14 protein-coding genes are annotated in these 15,856 nt (G+C 48.7%); 8 read left to right on the top strand and 6 right to left on the bottom strand.

From position 1 onward, the window contains the following. The first annotated feature begins 304 nt into the window (after window positions 1-304). Entirely contained in the window at window positions 305-1,621 is a 1,317-nt protein-coding gene (locus tag ACN0T0_RS14010; RefSeq protein ID WP_417227099.1) for an HDOD domain-containing protein, read from the top strand. Window positions 1,622-1,741: 120 nt separating this feature from the next. On the opposite strand, the gene abc-f is transcribed toward ACN0T0_RS14010, so the two are convergent. Continuing rightward, window positions 1,742-3,652 (bottom strand): ribosomal protection-like ABC-F family protein, encoded by a 1,911-nt coding sequence (abc-f, locus tag ACN0T0_RS14005; protein ID WP_417227097.1) that lies wholly within the window; start codon window positions 3,650-3,652, stop codon window positions 1,742-1,744. 20 nt (window positions 3,653-3,672) lie between these two features. Between abc-f and ACN0T0_RS14000 the strand changes: the two genes are divergently transcribed. The 6 genes from ACN0T0_RS14000 to ACN0T0_RS13975 all read left to right on the top strand — a co-directional run bounded on the left by ACN0T0_RS14000 (window position 3,673) and on the right by ACN0T0_RS13975 (window position 9,549). Beyond that, window positions 3,673-4,200, top strand: a complete 528-nt coding sequence (locus ACN0T0_RS14000; RefSeq protein ID WP_417227095.1) for a TIGR02444 family protein — start codon at window positions 3,673-3,675, stop codon at window positions 4,198-4,200. A gap of 61 nt (window positions 4,201-4,261) precedes the next feature. Then, window positions 4,262-4,987 (top strand): FKBP-type peptidyl-prolyl cis-trans isomerase, encoded by a 726-nt coding sequence (locus ACN0T0_RS13995; protein WP_417227093.1) that lies wholly within the window; start codon window positions 4,262-4,264, stop codon window positions 4,985-4,987. 330 nt (window positions 4,988-5,317) lie between these two features. After that, the gene (locus tag ACN0T0_RS13990) at window positions 5,318-6,331 is read left to right on the top strand and encodes an amino acid ABC transporter substrate-binding protein (RefSeq protein WP_417227091.1); all 1,014 of its coding nucleotides are present in this window, start codon (window positions 5,318-5,320) and stop codon (window positions 6,329-6,331) included. A gap of 102 nt (window positions 6,332-6,433) precedes the next feature. Then, on the top strand, window positions 6,434-7,660 hold the full coding sequence (locus ACN0T0_RS13985) for an amino acid ABC transporter permease (RefSeq protein ID WP_417227089.1): 1,227 nt from the start codon (window positions 6,434-6,436) through the stop codon (window positions 7,658-7,660). An 11-nt stretch (window positions 7,661-7,671) separates the two neighbouring features. Continuing rightward, window positions 7,672-8,772 carry an amino acid ABC transporter permease gene (locus tag ACN0T0_RS13980; protein WP_417227087.1) on the top strand — a complete coding sequence of 367 codons (1,101 nt, stop codon included), beginning with the start codon at window positions 7,672-7,674 and terminating at the stop codon, window positions 8,770-8,772. 48 nt (window positions 8,773-8,820) lie between these two features. Further along, window positions 8,821-9,549: an amino acid ABC transporter ATP-binding protein gene (locus ACN0T0_RS13975; protein ID WP_417227132.1), complete on the top strand. Its 729-nt coding sequence runs from the start codon at window positions 8,821-8,823 to the stop codon at window positions 9,547-9,549. 107 nt (window positions 9,550-9,656) lie between these two features. Here the strand turns inward: ACN0T0_RS13975 and ACN0T0_RS13970 are convergent, their stop codons facing one another. The 3 genes from ACN0T0_RS13970 to rsd all read right to left on the bottom strand — a co-directional run bounded on the left by ACN0T0_RS13970 (window position 9,657) and on the right by rsd (window position 11,794). Beyond that, entirely contained in the window at window positions 9,657-9,881 is a 225-nt protein-coding gene (locus ACN0T0_RS13970) for a hypothetical protein (protein ID WP_417227085.1), read from the bottom strand. A 415-nt stretch (window positions 9,882-10,296) separates the two neighbouring features. Beyond that, window positions 10,297-11,277 (bottom strand): WD40 repeat domain-containing protein, encoded by a 981-nt coding sequence (locus tag ACN0T0_RS13965; protein WP_417227083.1) that lies wholly within the window; start codon window positions 11,275-11,277, stop codon window positions 10,297-10,299. A 34-nt stretch (window positions 11,278-11,311) separates the two neighbouring features. After that, a complete protein-coding gene (gene rsd, locus ACN0T0_RS13960; protein ID WP_417227081.1) occupies window positions 11,312-11,794 on the bottom strand; it encodes a sigma D regulator in 483 nt (160 codons plus the stop codon). 331 nt (window positions 11,795-12,125) lie between these two features. Between rsd and ACN0T0_RS13955 the strand changes: the two genes are divergently transcribed. Beyond that, window positions 12,126-12,524, top strand: a complete 399-nt coding sequence (locus tag ACN0T0_RS13955; protein WP_417227079.1) for a flagellar basal body-associated FliL family protein — start codon at window positions 12,126-12,128, stop codon at window positions 12,522-12,524. Window positions 12,525-12,636: 112 nt separating this feature from the next. Here the strand turns inward: ACN0T0_RS13955 and gshA are convergent, their stop codons facing one another. After that, window positions 12,637-14,202 carry a glutamate--cysteine ligase gene (gene gshA / locus ACN0T0_RS13950; RefSeq protein ID WP_417227077.1) on the bottom strand — a complete coding sequence of 522 codons (1,566 nt, stop codon included), beginning with the start codon at window positions 14,200-14,202 and terminating at the stop codon, window positions 12,637-12,639. A 155-nt stretch (window positions 14,203-14,357) separates the two neighbouring features. After that, the gene (gene pyk, locus ACN0T0_RS13945; protein WP_417227075.1) at window positions 14,358-15,797 is read right to left on the bottom strand and encodes a pyruvate kinase; all 1,440 of its coding nucleotides are present in this window, start codon (window positions 15,795-15,797) and stop codon (window positions 14,358-14,360) included. Window positions 15,798-15,856: the final 59 nt, after the last annotated feature.

Raw genomic sequence — 15,856 nt, 5'->3', positions numbered from 1 at the left:
TTTTTAACGTGAGATTTGAATAATACAGCTTGATTGAGCTAAATTGATGTAGACGGTGAGTTCGTTAGTGGCCATAAAATCCGCTGATAATCGATCGGCCACTGTCGTCGCAGTATCCGTGTTTAGAACGCTATTCACGGCTAGCACAACCGACATTAACAGGGTATTTCAGGGATGACTCGGCATGAGTAACGGTGCCATGTTGGCTAAGAACCAACAGCCTTATAGTAACATCTGTTAAAGATGAGGCTGTTGAGGCCGATAGCATCCCGGTAAAGACTCACTAGGAACCTGGAGATTCACCTTGTCCATAGCGGTAAAATCTATTTCTAGCGCGGATGATGATGCTAAAACCATCAGAATGGTGTTGCTGAATGACCATGAAGGCAAAGCGCTGGTCTTGTTGCCGGCGAATATGCTGTTAAATCTGGTTAGCATCTGGAAACATTCGGGCCGGCATCTGCAACCGGTGAGGGGCTCGGATGCCACTAAATTTTTTAGTCAGGCGGCTTTGAAGGTTGAGGTCGGCCAAGAGAAACTGTTTCGCTTGCCGGTATTTATCGACCGATCACTGGTTGATTACGAACGTTTTAACGTGGTTGAAGCGTATACGGGATTGGCTTTTGAAGCGCACAAAGACTGGTTTAAGGATCATCTGTCCCATTGTGCGTTGGGGCTAAGCCCTCATACGATCGAAACGCATCAGCCTAGTGGTAATGATGAGCAGGTGATCACCCGTGCGGTTGAGCGCTTTACCACCTTGCGTATTCAGCAGCGGCTCGAGGATACCCTCGGGTTACCGCCATTGCCTGCGTCGATGAAGCGTTTAGTTGAACTACGCTCAGACCCTTCCGCGGGTATCGATGATCTTGTGCCACTCATTCGTAACGATGCCAGTCTCGCCGCTCAGGTGATGAGTTGGGCTGCGTCTCCCTATTATGCAGCGCCGGGTGATATTCATTCGGTGGATGATGCAGTAATCCGGGTGCTGGGTTTTGATCTTGTGGTGAATTTGGCGTTAGGGGTGGCGATGGGGAAAACGCTGTCGGTGCCTGATGATACACCTCGAGATGGTATCCCTTATTGGCGGCAATCGGTGTATGTTGCCGCTGCAGCCGAGTTGGTGTGCAAAAAAATTCCCGCCCAGCATCGGCCTAGGATCGGCTTGGTCTATCTCGCCGGTTTGTTACAAAACTTTGGTTATTTGGTCTTGGCGCATCTATTTCCACCGCATTTTTCATTGCTGTCTCGTTATATCGAGGCGAATCCCCATATGGCGTTGGAATATGTCGAGAAGCAGGTTATGAATGTGACTCGAGAGCAGATAGGTGCTTGGTTGCTGGATAACTGGGGCTTACCTGAGGTTGTGGTTGACGCCGTGCGTCATCACAATGATTTAGGTTATGACGGGATTGCCAGTGATGAAGCAAAGCTGATCTATATCGTCAATCGGAGTCTGCGTCGTCACGGTTTGGCTGACGGCCCTATCGAAGAGATTGCGGATAGCTTGTTGCAGCAGCTTGAGTTGAGTCAGGCTCAGGTGGATGAGGCTATTACGCGGATAATCGAGAATAGAGATGAGCTGGACGCGTTAGTGCATACGATTGCGCATGGCCACTAGCGCGAAGGTTTGATTTAGGTGGTCTAGGCTATCTTTATAGATAAGTCCGCAGATAAATCCACTTAATACGTCGCCATAATCGTGCGTATTAAGTGGGTCACTTGTCACTATTGTTGGCTGTTAGAGAGTGGTTTCGCTTTCTAACTGTTCCAGTTCTTCGAGTTTTTCCATCCACTCCGATTCAATGGCATCTGCCTTCTGTTGCAGCTCGGCCTGTAATTGCAACTGGCGTTTGAGCTGCTCTTTATTGCCTTCTTCATACAAGCCGACATCTGCTAGTGAAGTTTCTATCAGCTGTAGTTCCTGAGTCACCTTATCGAGCGTCGCTTCAAGCTTATCAATGGCTTTGCGCAGTGGCCGAAGTGCATTGCGTCTTTCCGCCTCAAGTCGTTTTTGCTCTTTCTTTTCCGCAGCGCTAAGTGAACGGTTCTCTTTTGGCTCTTCGACCGCTTGGTTTTGGGTCCGACGTTGCGCCGCTAGCCATTGTTGATAATCATCCATATCTCCATCGAAAGGTGATACTTGACCATTAGCAACCAGCCAGAACTGATCCACGGTATTACGCAGCAAGTGACGATCGTGGGAGACGAGAATCAAGGCACCATCGAAGTTTTGCAGCGCCAACGTGAGGGCATGACGGACTTCTAAGTCTAGGTGGTTGGTTGGCTCATCGAGCAGTAGCAGGTTGGGCCGCTGCCAAGCGATGAGGGCCAGGGCTACCCGCGCTTTTTCGCCGCCGGAGAAGCGTTTTACCGGTTCTAGGGCGCGGTCACCGTTAAAGTCAAAGCTACCTAAATAATTACGAATCTCTTGGTCACTGGCTTTCGGCGAAATACGCTGAATATGCAGTGCCGGCGAGGCTTCCAGATCTAAGGCTTCGAGCTGGTGCTGGGCGAAATAGCCGATTTTTAGATGCTCACCCGCATGATAGATGCCATCAATTAGGGGGAGGTCTTGGGTCAGGGTTTTGATCAGTGTCGATTTACCTGCGCCATTCGGCCCGAGTAGGCCAATACGGTCGCCGGGCGACAGGGTCAGCTTTACATCCTTCAAAATCGCTTGGCTGTAACCGAGCTGAGCATTGTTAAGGCTCATTAACGGGAAGGATATTTTATCCGATGATTGAAAGGTAAAACTGAATGGGCTGTCGACATGGGCTGGGGCAATCAGCTCCATGCGTTCTAATTCTTTAACTCGGCTTTGGGCCTGTTTGGCTTTAGTGGCTTTGGCTTTAAAGCGATTAACAAAGCTCTCAATCTCAGCGATGCGTACCTGTTGCTTTTCAAACTGAGATTGTTGCTGGGCAAGCCGTTCGGCGCGACGTTTTTCAAAGTCGCTGTAACCACCTTTATACAGTTCTGTTTTCTGCTGAGCCATGTGCACGATATGGGTGCTGACCGCATCGAGGAAATCTCGGTCATGGGAGATCAGCAGTAACGTACCCTGATAATTACGTAACCATTGTTCCAACCAGATCGTCGCATCAAGGTCGAGGTGGTTGGTGGGCTCATCAAGTAGGAGAATATCGGAGTGGCTCATCAGCGCTTGCGCGAGGTTGAGTCGAATCCGCCAGCCGCCGGAAAAGGTATTCACGGGCCGCTGGGCATCAGAGGTCGAGAAACTCAGGCCATTTAATAGCTGATGGGCGCGGGCTTCGGCACTATAGCCGTCGATGGCATCCAACTGCGCATGTAATTCGCCTATACGGTGGTGGTTGCCGGATTCCTCTGCGTCGGCCAGCCCTTGCTGTACCGCCCGTAAGCGGTGATCGCCATCGAGCACATAGTCAATTGCCCGACCATCACTGTCGGCAACTTCTTGTGCCATGTGGGCAATGGTAAGATTGCCGGGCAGTTGCAGGTCACCTTCATCAGGCTGCAGCTGGCCAAGAATAAGTTTGAAAAGCGAGGATTTACCGACACCGTTGGCGCCGACAATGCCCACTTTCTGATTGGCGTGGATCGTTAATTGCGCTCTGTCTAGCAGGCGCAGGGGTCCACGTTGTAAGCTTAACTGGTTTAACTGAATCATGGCGGCGGATTTTATCACAGATGTTAGATAATAATGTGTTTTGGAACTATGCAGTGCAGATCTATTCTGTGCCTGATGTGGCGGCGCTTTGTTTGACGCTACAAAACCGCTATCAACTGAGCGTTAATTATCTACTTTTTGGGTTATGGTTGGCTCACGAGGGTCGGTATTTACCTGCCGATCTTTCCGATCAAAAGGTTTGTCAGTGGCGTAAAACGATGCTTGAGCCTCTGCGGCAGCTGCGTTTTACGTTACGTGAGACAAAACAGTCCGGGGAGGAGTATTGCTGTTATGAGGCACTGAAACAAGCAGAATTAGCGGCAGAAAAGGTAGAAATTGGACTGCTCTATGAACTCAGAGAGCGGTGCCCCGAAGCGGATCTGGCTTCTGGCGAGGATGCTTGGAAAAAATTGAGTTATTGTAATCTATGTGTTGCGGCAACTAGCGTTACTAAAAGTGCCGCGGCTGAGTTTGATAAAGACGAGGATTTACAGGCTCTTTTAGCACATTTAGGCGATAAAGCCACAAGTGCGGTAGTAATTAGCTGAACTTTTCAGTTTAATGGCTTACTAACAGCACATAACTGACCCCTGAATTTAAGGAATGACAATGAAGAAGACGCTGGTGGCCGTGGCCGTAGCAAGTATCGTATTGGTAGGTTGTGGCCCTGATGAAGAGAAGGCCGTAGCACAGACAGAAAAGCCTTACACGCTGGAAACAGATCAGCAGAAGTTGGGTTATAGCTTAGGTCTGATGCTGGGTGAGCGCCTTAAAGCAGATGTCGAAGAACTGGATGTTGATGCCTTGCGTCGGGCTGTTGAAACTGTCTATTCCGGTGATGAGCCACTGTTGAAACCAGAAGAAGTTGAAGCGACAATGATGGCCTTCCAACAGGCTAAAATGGCTGAACAGCAAGCTGAGTTTACTAAAATTTCCGAGGATAACCTGAAAAAAGGTCAAGAGTACCTCGCTGAAAACGGTAAAAAAGAGGGTGTTGTAACAACCGAATCTGGACTTCAATATGAAGAGCTGACTGCCGGTGAAGGTGAGAGTCCTAAAGCAGAAGATACGGTCAAAGTTCATTATCGTGGATCGTTAATCAGCGGTACTGATTTTGATAGTTCATATAGCCGTGGCGAGCCGGTTTCGTTTCCTCTGAATGGCGTTATTCCTGGTTGGACAGAAGGTCTGCAGTTGATGAAAACTGGCGGTAAAGCCCGCTTAGTCCTTCCTGCTGAGCTGGCTTACGGTCCCGGTGGTATGGGTGATGCAATTGGCCCCAATGAAACATTGGTATTTGAGGTTGAGCTGCTAGAAATTAACCCAGCAGAATAAAGCCCTAAAGTTGGTCAAAAATATTCAAACCACCCACCTGGGTGGTTTTTTTTGGTGCGTAAAATACCCCGCTGATTGAATTTGTTATTAACTGCGAGCGTTTTTGACAGTTATTTTGTAGTTTTATTTCAACATTATTAAGGGGCGACTTAACGAGGAGTAACGGTTTCTGTACAGATTAGAAATTGTGGCTACACTTATCGTTAAACAATTGGATCACAAGAATAAAAAAGTGGAACACTCTTTGCTATGTAAAGCGTATGGCACTGTTGCTAATGCGTTGCTACTTTTATTATTCACTTATTTGTTACAAAAAAGAGGAAGCACCCAATGAAGAAAACCCTGATCTCTGCTGCCGTCCTGATGGTTACTATGACAGGTACGGCTATGGCCGGTACTTTAGAAACTGTAAAAGAGCGCGGTGCTGTTCAGTGTGGCGTAACGAGTGGTGTACCAGGCTTCTCAGTGCCAGATGATAAAGGTAATTGGAAAGGCCTAGACGTTGATTTATGTCGCGCCGTCGCCGCTGCAGTGTTGGGCGATGCAACCAAAGTGAAATTTATTCCATTAAACGCAAAAGAGCGCTTTACCGCGCTGGTGTCTGGTGAGATTGATGTTTTGTCTCGTGTGACTACCTGGACTCAAACGCGTGATACGCAACTGGGTATCAACTTTGCGGGCGTTAACTACTACGATGGTCAGGGCTTTCTTGTGAAGAAAGAGCTTGGACTGTCGAGTGTTAAAGATCTTGATGGTGCAACGGTCTGTGTTCAGTCCGGTACAACAACCGAGCTGAATATGGCGGATTACTTCCGTGCACAGGGTATCTCTTATACGCCAGTCGTATTCGATACTAATGATCAGGCGGCTCAGGCATTTGATAGTGGCCGTTGTGATTCATTCACCACTGACTTGTCACAAGCGGCAGGCCTGCGTACCCGTATGCAAGATCCGTCAAGCGTTGGTGCGCTGCCAGAGGTTATCTCTAAAGAGCCACTGGGCCCGGTTGTACGCCAGGGTGATGACACGTGGTTTAACATCGTTAAGTGGACTCACAATGCGATGCTGAACGCTGAAGAGCTTGGTTTGACCTCGGCTAATATTGATAAGATGAAGGCTGAAAGCACTGATCCAAACGTGAAGCGTTTGATTGGTATCGACGGACCTAAAGGTAAAGGTCTAGACCTCGCGGATGACTGGGCATACCAGATCGTTAAGCAGGTTGGTAACTACGGTGAAGCTTACGAGCGTAACGTAGGTAAAGATTCTCCACTGGGTCTGGATCGCGGCTTAAACGCGTTGTGGAACCAAGGGGGACTGCAGTACGCTCCACCAATGCGTTAAACATACTGATCAACGGCTGGCCTAAGGGTTGGCCGTTTTTGTTTCTGTCCTTAGGCGTATTGCCTGGGACAGAAAGATCTGTACTGATTTCTGGAGTTAACAATGTCCTCAGACATTTCGAATTCGGGTCACACCCCTGAAGGCGGTTCAGCCAAGCCAAAAGCTCCTCCGCTGGACAAACCAAAATTCTGGAACGACCCCAAAAAACGGTCGTTACTATTCCAGGTGATATTGTTATCGGCACTGGGATTTGTTTTCTATTCCATCATTGATAATACCCTGACCAACCTTGAACAGCGCGGTATCACCACTGGCTTTGATTTTCTTACACGTGAGGCTGGCTTTGGTATTGCCATGAGCCTCGTCGATTACACCGAAGCATCCAGTTATGGCATGACCTTTCTGGTCGGTTTGTTGAATACCATTTTGATTGCCGCGATGGGTATTATTGCTGCGACGATTCTTGGTTTTCTATTAGGTGTGGCAAGACTATCCGATAACTGGTTGATCTCTAAAGCATCTGCTATCTATATCGAAACCTTCCGTAACATACCGTTGCTGCTACAAATATTCTTCTGGTATTACGCGGTGCTACGAACTCTGCCTCATCCTCGTCAGAGTATGGAGTTCTTTGGCTCTTTCCTTAATAACCGTGGTCTGATCGTGCCCGCACCGATTGCCGAAGATGGCTTTGGTTTGGTGATGATTGGTTTCTTAGCTGCCATCGTGGGTAGCTGGTTTATCTCCCGTTGGTCGAAGAAGCGTCAAGAGTTAACCGGACAACAGTTTCCTGTGCTGTGGACCTGTCTAGGCTTAATCGTTGGTGTACCGCTGGTGTTGTTCCTGTTGAGTGGCATGCCGTTAGGGCTCGATCATCCAGAACTGAAAGGCTTTAACTTCAAAGGCGGCATCACTGTTATTCCTGAGTTGATAGCGCTTTGGTTTGCACTGAGTATTTATACTGCGGCGTTCATTGCTGAAACTGTGCGAGCAGGTATTCTGGCGGTGTCTCACGGGCAGACTGAAGCGGCGACAGCGTTGGGTATGTCTAAAGCGAAAACCCTGCGGTTAATCGTTATTCCACAGGCGTTGCGAGTGGTTATACCACCGTTGACCAGTCAGTATTTGAATCTAACTAAAAACTCCTCTTTGGCTACCGCGATTGGTTATCCTGACCTGGTTAACGTGTTTGCGGGCACCACATTGAATCAAACGGGGCAGGCGATTGAGGTGATTGCGATGACCATGGCGGTTTATCTGACCCTGAGCTTGCTGACCTCATTCTTTATGAACTGGTATAACGCCAGAATTCAGTTGACCGAACGTTAGGAGGGGACACTATGAAATATGAAATTCAACCCACGCTACCCCCGCCAGCGAATATGGTCGGGCTGATCGGCTGGATGCGTAAGCGTCTGTTTAATGGGCCTATCAACTCAATAGCGACCTTGGTGGTCGGCTATTTCCTGATTAGCTTCTTGGTACCGGTACTGCAATGGGTGTTTATCGATGCCGATTGGGTCGGCGATAGTCGTGATGCCTGTACCAGCGGCGGTGCCTGCTGGGTGTTTATTAGTAATCGACTTGACCAGTTCTTGTACGGTTTCTATCCAGAAGAGGAGCATTGGCGGGTACAGGCAGCCTTTATTTTGCTGATTGGCTCCATTATCTGGTTAGTCATGCCGCAAACACCGAAAAAAGGTCTGGTGGCCACGTTGCTATTAGTTGTTTATCCGGTGATTGCTTACTTCCTGTTGTACGGTAATGTCTTTGGCTTAGAAACGGTCGAAACGCATCTTTGGGGCGGCCTGAGCCTGACGTTGGTATTAGCCGTGGTGGGTATTGTGGCGTCACTACCGCTGGGTATCTTGCTAGCGCTAGGACGGCAGTCGGATATGCCAATCGTGAAATCGGTATGTGTCATCTTTATCGAAATTTGGCGTGGCGTTCCATTGATTACCGTGCTGTTTATGGCATCGGTGATGTTGCCATTGTTCTTCCCTGAAGGGATGAGCTTTGACAAGCTGCTGAGGGCGTTGATCGGTATTACCCTGTTCCAGTCTGCCTATATGGCGGAAGTCATCAGGGGTGGCCTGCAGGCGATTCCTAAAGGGCAGTATGAGGCGGCGGATGCGTTAGGCTTAGGCTACTGGCAGAAGATGATTCTGATCATTATGCCGCAGGCATTGAAATTGATGATACCGGGTATCGTTAATACGTTTATTGCTCTGTTCAAGGATACCAGCTTAGTACTGATTATCGGTTTGTTTGATGTGTTGGCGATTGGTCAGGCGGCAAACCAGGATCCTAAATGGATTGGTTATTCCACCGAGAGTTATTTATTTGTTGCCCTGTTGTTCTGGGTGTTCTGTTTCAGTATGTCGCGTTATTCGCAGCATCTGGAAAAAGCATTAAATACCGGCCATGGCAACCGTGCCTGATTACAGAGAGATTTTGATATGAGCCATTCACAAGCGACTGATAAATTGATGGTGGAACTACGCGACCTAAACAAGTGGTACGGCGAGTTTCATGTGTTGAAAAATATTAATCTGGAAGTTAAACAGGGCGAAAAGATTGTTATCTGTGGCCCATCTGGGTCCGGTAAATCAACGATGATTCGCTGTATTAACCATCTGGAAGAGCATCAAAAGGGCGATATTATTGTTAATGATATTCCCTTGAATGAAGATATTAAAAATATCGAAGCGATCCGTAAGGAAGTGGGGATGGTGTTTCAGCACTTTAATCTGTTCCCTCACCTGACGGTGTTAGAAAACTGTGTACTAGCGCCTATCTGGGTGAAAAAAATGCCGCGTAAAGAGGCTGAAGCTCAGGCGATGGAGTTACTTGAACGGGTGAAAATTCCTGATCAAGCTCTCAAGTACCCAGGGCAGTTGTCCGGTGGCCAGCAGCAGCGTGTTGCTATTGCTCGTTCACTTTGCATGAACCCTGATGTGATGCTATTTGATGAGCCAACCTCTGCCCTTGATCCCGAGATGATCAAGGAAGTGCTCGACGTTATGATTGAGCTGGCCACCGAAGGTATGACAATGCTTTGTGTGACCCACGAAATGGGTTTTGCTAAGACCGTGGCCGATCGCGTTATCTTTATGGATGGCGGGCAGATTGTTGAAGAGAACGAGCCTCATGAGTTCTTTAATAATCCCCAGCATGAACGGACGCAGTTGTTCCTCAGCCAGATCTTGCAGCATTAATTTGCGTCGCTAGACAATGCATCCAAAAAAACCGCCGATTGGCGGTTTTTTATTGGCTCGTAAAGCGTATTGGGAACCACCGGTGTGGTGAGTTCCCAGAATGAGAATTACTTGATAGACGCTTCTGTGTATTCAAGTTCGTCCAGCTGACCATCTTTATTAACATCAGCGGCCATGAAAACGGCTTCCAGTCCTTCAACGCCTTTAGCTTCTTCTTGGCTGATAACGCCGTCAGCGTTGCTGTCGACTGCTTTAAACTCAGGCATCTCTACGGCAAAAGCGGTTGCTGAAACGGCAGTCAGGGCGATGGCACACAAGGTTTTGATGTTCATATTAAAGCTCCTAGATTATTTCATTAAGGGTAATCGATCCGTCGGCCGCAAAGTCGATCGGAATAGTCTCTATAGAGCAGGCATTGTGCCAATGTTTATTTTATCTTATAAATCAATCGCTTATGTTTTGTTTTCTATTTAATGTAGAGGCTAACTGTCTCTAGAATCAGTCGGCAGAACTCGTGTTTTTTATAACTATCTGATTTTAAAGTATTTTTGTTGTCTTCGGTCGGAGACCGTATAAATTAGTCGCAGCTCGCTTGTTTGCTGGAGCGCGCGAATCAGCTGTTTATGGGGGGTATTGCATGGCAGGCGAATACATTCGCTGAATACCCAGCAATGCGATTGCTTATACGAGCCAAGGTCGATTCAGCGAGATGTTATTTATAGAGTGGTTTGGTCTGACCCGCGAAGGTTATTTCAGCTCGTTGATAATGCCGTTAGAGCCGATCGCATAATAGGCGCCGTTGCCAAAGCCGACGGAGTATATACCGGTGCTGGTGGGGCCGTATGGATCACGTTTGTGAACCGTCCAGCTGCGTAACATTTCACCACTGCTGGTGCTCCATAGCTGCACTGAGCCGGAGGCGGTGCCGGTGAGTAGTTGGCTGTTATCCGGTGAAAAGCGGGCGGAGAGGAAGCTGAGTCGCTTGCCAAACAGATCTTGGTTGTCCGAGAGGGTGTGTTGAACACTACCATCCTGAGTGCTCCAGATAACGGCTCTGTCTAAGGTGCCTGAGCTGAAGGCCAACTGTTTGTTGGGAGAGAGCGCGACAGTATCGACAATATTGCCGAATTTCAGGCTGTGGATAACTTTATTGGTTTGCATATCCCAGAGCTGGGCATTGTAGGCGTCATCACCAGTTAGGGCGATTAAAGCATCGTCACTCAGGTCGACAGACTTAACACGGGCATCGTGACGGAACGTTTGGATAACGCCGCCCTGCTTAATATCAAAATAGACAGCGGTATGATCTGCCAGCCCAAGTAGTGCGAAATCGCCATTAGGGGACAGGTCCATCGCAAGAATTTCGGCCGGTGAGCTCCAGAATCCTTCAGGCTTGCCTGTGCTTAGATTCCATAGCACAAGGTCCTGTTGTTCTGCGGTGGCGGCATAACGTTCGTCAGGTGAGAATGCACTGGCGGCGATGAGGCTGTATTCCCCTGCGCGATGGTTCCAATTATAGAGTCGCTCATGTTGGGTCACATTCCACAGACTGCCACCATGATTAAATGAGCCAATGGTGGCATAGGTTGATTGCGGCGACAGCGTGGCTGAATAGGCGCCTTGAAGTGCATATTCAACATAGTTAGCGGGTTCATCGCTGTTACTGCAACCGGCCAGTAGAGCTGTAACCAAAAGGGCACAACTCGCAGCACGAAACCTGTTCTCCATAAAGCGTTCCTACCTTAACTGCGTAATACGGTTGTTATACCTGAGGTTCAGAAAATACTCGCTCACGGTGAGCGATATGGAGAATTTCAATCATTCTATCTTCGAGAGCGAAGCGCTCTTCGAGGGCTTCACCAAGAGATGATAGCTGACACATCAGTTCATACATCTCTTGCAGGGTCTGTCCTTCAAAGTTGGAATAAATATCATTGAAGTCGAGCGAGGCGTCGGTGCTGTCCTGAATTTTAGGGAACAGGGCTTGAGCCTTTTCCAGGCTACCGTCATTGAACTCACTTCCCTGCTTGAGCAGTTGTTCGTAAACTTCAAAATGGCCTGAAGAGATATAATCCATCATCAATTGACAGAATTCCTGAATTTTATCATTCAGTGTTTCCTGAACATTCTGTTGCGGCAGAGACACAAAAAAACTAATCAGTTTTTGACGTCCGTCGAGCCAGTTATCAATAATGTCGCTCACACCTCCCCAGCGTTCCTGGGCGTTACGGCATTTTTCTAGCATAGCAGGCCTCCTTTTATGTTCAGCACTTGCTGACTGAGTGTCTCAATACTAATCCTATCGTTGTTAAAGAGGCAATAGCGGAGGGCTTTTCACCCTGAGATAGCTAATCTTAGTCGTGTGGCGCTGATATTTTTTGCGAAAGATGATACAACAGAAGGGCGTATCAAGGGTTTGGTTATTGTCTGGCGCTGTTATTATGATCGAGCCGATAACAGGCCGACTGAAAAAAGGCTTATGTCGACAGGCTTTGTTTGTTAACGCTATGATTTTGTCTAATTCATTGTTTTCAGGTCAGGGGTGTATCTCTGATATCAGATTGGGAAACTTAAGCATGCTGAAACGTTTTTTACTGGTACTGTTTTTAGGCGCGATGCTGCAGCCTGTTTGGGCCGCTGATGAGCCTGCCGTAGAGGATTATGTAAACTACATCGAGCTGAAGCCTTTCGTTGCTAACTTTGTCAGCCCGGGTACTCTGCGTTTTTTGAAGTGTGAAATTACCATTCAAGTCACTAGTCCGGCGGCTCACCACGCGGTGAATTATCATAAGGCGGAGATTCGTCACGAAATTCTAATGCTATTGAGTTCTAAAACGGATGAACAGCTGAAAACGGTTGATAAACAGCATATTCTTGCGCAAGAGGCGTTACAAAAAGTGCAGGGCGTGTTATTAGCCGAAGAAGGGGAAGCCTATGTTGCCGACCTGTTCTTTACCAGCTTTGTGTTGCAGTAACTGGCGGGCAATTGAGGCTTAGGCTTTGTTTGCTTCCTTCGCTTGACGCGAAAATATAAAAAAGCCCTGTCTGCTGACAGGGCTTTTTTTATGGCTTGAGTCTTTACCTGATCTACTGTGCGAGATAGTTCGCGAGATAGGTATCGAAATCTAAGGTGTCGCTCATCTCGATCTGCTGTTGCTCATCTCTTGAGCTGATGCCGAGTTCGTCAAGATATTGCTGCTGCCCTGCATCCAGTCCCTCGCCGGTGATGGTTTGCCGGTGCTTGCGGCTTTGTTGCAGCGCAAAGGCTTCATAGCCCAACCCGGCTGTTTTCATGCTATCTAGGATTTGCGCCGATGGCGTCAGGTGTGGGTTATCCAACTTGGCTTGCTGAGCGGAGACGGCGTCGGAATAACGGTTATCACCGGATACTTGATCCAGTACTGCGGCGGTTTTGTGGATATCACTCAGAATGAGTGCGCCCCATTCGGGCACTGAGATCGGCTGATTATTTTTTGTCAGCATTAAGCCCGGTTCACGGCCTCGGTTGACCACCAAATTGTTGTTGCTATTGATGACATCGCACTCATGACTATCAATATCACTTGGATCTGACAGCAGGCAGGTGACCAGAAATGCATCAAGGAAGTCGGCCTGTTGTTGATCAATACCGACGGGCAGTAGAGGGTTGATATCGGTGTTGCGCACTTCGATATATTCTACGCCGCGTTCACGTAGGGCATGCACCGGCTTTTCACCGGACAGTGCGACTCGTTTAGGGCGGATGTCGCTGTAATATTCGTTTTCGATTTGCAGCACATTACTGTTGAGCTGTTTGTAGCCCTGGTCCGTTTTCACACCGATTTTTTCATACTGCGGATAGGTGGTGTTGATCGCCTGAGTGAGACTCTCAATGTAAGTTTCAAGATGGTTAAAACAGATATTGAGGGCCGACTGGGCTTTGTTTGAGTAGCCGAGGTCGCTCATCCGCAAAGAGGTCGCATAAGGGCGATACAGGGTGTTCTCATCCCACTGTTCTAGATCGTGTTCACGGCCGCGCATGAAGCTAGAGGATAACGCTGGCGAGGCACCAAACAGATAGAGCAGTAGCCAAGATGAACGACGGAAATTACGAATTAGCTTGAAATAGCCGGCCGAACGAAAAGCCTGCAGGCTCTTTTGGCTGCCTTGCAGATCTCGTAGTACGGGCCAGAGGCTTTCTGGTAGTGAGAAGTTGTAATGGATACCGGCGATGGTCTGCATCATCTTGCCGTAACGATGCTCTAGGCCAACGCGATAAATATATTTTAACTGACCAACATTCGAGCTGCCAAAGCGGGCGATTTGGATCGCATCTTCGTTGTCGATCTGGCAAGGCATGCTGGCGTTCCAAAGCTCTTCATCACCTAGATGCTGATAGGTGTAGCAATGTAACTGCTGAAGAAAGTGCAGTGCATCAGCGGATTTTGCGAATGCTGGCGTGATGAATTCAAGCAGGGCTTCCGAGTAATCGGTGGTGATATGGCTGTGAGTCAGCGCAGAGCCGAGCGAAACCGGGTGTCCTGTTTGGCTGATGGCTCCCTGAGAGTCAGCCCGCAGGCCTTCCTTCTCTATACCGTGAAGGATGCCGTCAAGCGCCAGAATCTGACCCTTTTCTATAATTAATTGCAGATTCTGTTCCAGTGCTTTTGACACAACCGGGTACCTTTTAGCGGAAAAAAGAGCGCTATTATAGCGCAGCAAGCGTTAAACATAACCCCGTAAAAAAACAGGGATTAATTATAGTAAAAAAGGCTCGCTAACCTGCGTTAGCGAGCCTTTTTTGTGTCGCCTATTTGAGGCGTTACTGGCTAGGGTACTTGCAGTACTTGCATTGAGTTGGTGCCGCTACCGCTGCCAATAATTGCGCCTCGGGTTAGCAGGATCAGATCACCCGTTTCAAGCAGCTGTTTTGCCTTCAGGGTTTCGAGGATCTGCTCGTTTAGCACGTCATTGTTAATACCGGTGGCATCGAACAACATCGGGTGTACGCCACGGAACAGCGTCATACGACGCATTGAGCGTTCATTGCGGGTTAGTGCATAGATCGGCACGCCGGAACGGATACGAGACATCCAGCGCGGGGTCGAGCCTGATTCTGTTAGACAGACAATAGCTTTTACGCCGACTAAGTGGTTAGCGGTATACATGGCTGAACGGGCGATGGTTTCATCGAAGTGTTCGCAGCGTTGGGAGATGCCAGTGGGGGCCGGACGGGATAACTGGTGCTTTTCGGCGCCCTGACAAATTTTGGTCATCGCTTCGACAACTTCAACCGGGTAGTCACCTGCAGCCGTTTCGGCGGAGAGCATGACTGCATCGGTGCCGTCCAGAATGGCGTTGGCCACATCAAATACCTCCGCCCGTGTTGGCATTGGATTTTGAATCATGGTTTCCATCATTTGGGTGGCGGTAATAACCACGCGATTCAGTTCTCTGGCGCGGTTGATCAGGTGTTTTTGCACGCCGATCAGCTCAGCATCGCCGATTTCGACACCGAGGTCGCCTCGGGCCACCATGACGCCATCACAGGCGAGGATGATATCGTCGAGCGCTTCGGTAGAGCTGACCGTTTCGGCACGTTCTACTTTAGCGATAATTTCAGCATTGCTGCCGGCGGCATCGAGTAGTTGTCGCGCTTCATGCAGATCAGACGAGCTGCGAGGGAAAGATACTGCGACATAGTCCATATCGATCTCAGCGGCGACGAGAATGTCACGCTTGTCTTTCTCGGTGAGTGCGGCGGCGGAAAGGCCGCCGCCTTGACGGTTGATGCCCTTGTTATTGGACAGCGGCCCGCCGATGATCACTTCGCAGTTGATTCGAGTACCTTGAACATCGATAACCTTGAACTGTACTCGGCCATCATCTAGCAGCAGTACATCGCCGGGGCGACTGTCTTTTGGTAGTGCTTTATAATCGATACCCACCTGGGTCTGATCGCCTGCGTAGGTGTCTAAAGCGGAGTCGAGTGCAAAGTGGTCACCCACGGCCAGTTTGATTTTCATATCGTCTTTAAAGCGGGCGATACGGATTTTCGGACCTTGCAGGTCGCCTAGGATTGCCACCGGAATGGACAACCTGTTAGATATTTCACGAACTTCGTTAGCCCTGCGGCGATGATCATCAGCGCTACCGTGAGAGAAGTTGAGTCGCACAACATTGACGCCGGCGCGGATCATTTGGTCGAGTACGCCGGGTTTATCCGTTGATGGACCTAAAGTGGCAACAATTTTGGTACGTTTTAGCATGATGTGTTTATCCGGTAGACGGTATGGGTTTACCTGTTAGACTTTAAACTGTGTTATCT

This window comes from Amphritea sp., from assembly GCF_048266285.1.
GTDB lineage: Bacteria > Pseudomonadota > Gammaproteobacteria > Pseudomonadales > Balneatricaceae > Amphritea.
The sequence above is the reverse complement of the archived record's forward strand: the minus strand, read 5'-3'. Positions and strand labels throughout refer to the sequence as shown.

Bases quoted from the DNA above. Each gene is read 5' to 3' on its own strand.
- ACN0T0_RS13955 (WP_417227079.1), top strand. From the start codon at position 12,126: ATGCTGAAACGTTTTTTACTGGTACTGTTTTTAGGCGCGATGCTGCAG.
- ACN0T0_RS13965 (WP_417227083.1), bottom strand. From the start codon at position 11,277: ATGGAGAACAGGTTTCGTGCTGCGAGTTGTGCCCTTTTGGTTACAGCT.
- ACN0T0_RS13985 (WP_417227089.1), top strand. From the start codon at position 6,434: ATGTCCTCAGACATTTCGAATTCGGGTCACACCCCTGAAGGCGGTTCA.
- abc-f (WP_417227097.1), bottom strand. From the start codon at position 3,652: ATGATTCAGTTAAACCAGTTAAGCTTACAACGTGGACCCCTGCGCCTG.
- ACN0T0_RS13975 (WP_417227132.1), top strand. From the start codon at position 8,821: ATGGTGGAACTACGCGACCTAAACAAGTGGTACGGCGAGTTTCATGTG.
- ACN0T0_RS13990 (WP_417227091.1), top strand. From the start codon at position 5,318: ATGAAGAAAACCCTGATCTCTGCTGCCGTCCTGATGGTTACTATGACA.
- ACN0T0_RS14000 (WP_417227095.1), top strand. From the start codon at position 3,673: ATGTTAGATAATAATGTGTTTTGGAACTATGCAGTGCAGATCTATTCT.
- ACN0T0_RS13995 (WP_417227093.1), top strand. From the start codon at position 4,262: ATGAAGAAGACGCTGGTGGCCGTGGCCGTAGCAAGTATCGTATTGGTA.
- pyk (WP_417227075.1), bottom strand. From the start codon at position 15,797: ATGCTAAAACGTACCAAAATTGTTGCCACTTTAGGTCCATCAACGGAT.
- ACN0T0_RS13970 (WP_417227085.1), bottom strand. From the start codon at position 9,881: ATGAACATCAAAACCTTGTGTGCCATCGCCCTGACTGCCGTTTCAGCA.
- rsd (WP_417227081.1), bottom strand. From the start codon at position 11,794: ATGCTAGAAAAATGCCGTAACGCCCAGGAACGCTGGGGAGGTGTGAGC.
- ACN0T0_RS13980 (WP_417227087.1), top strand. From the start codon at position 7,672: ATGAAATATGAAATTCAACCCACGCTACCCCCGCCAGCGAATATGGTC.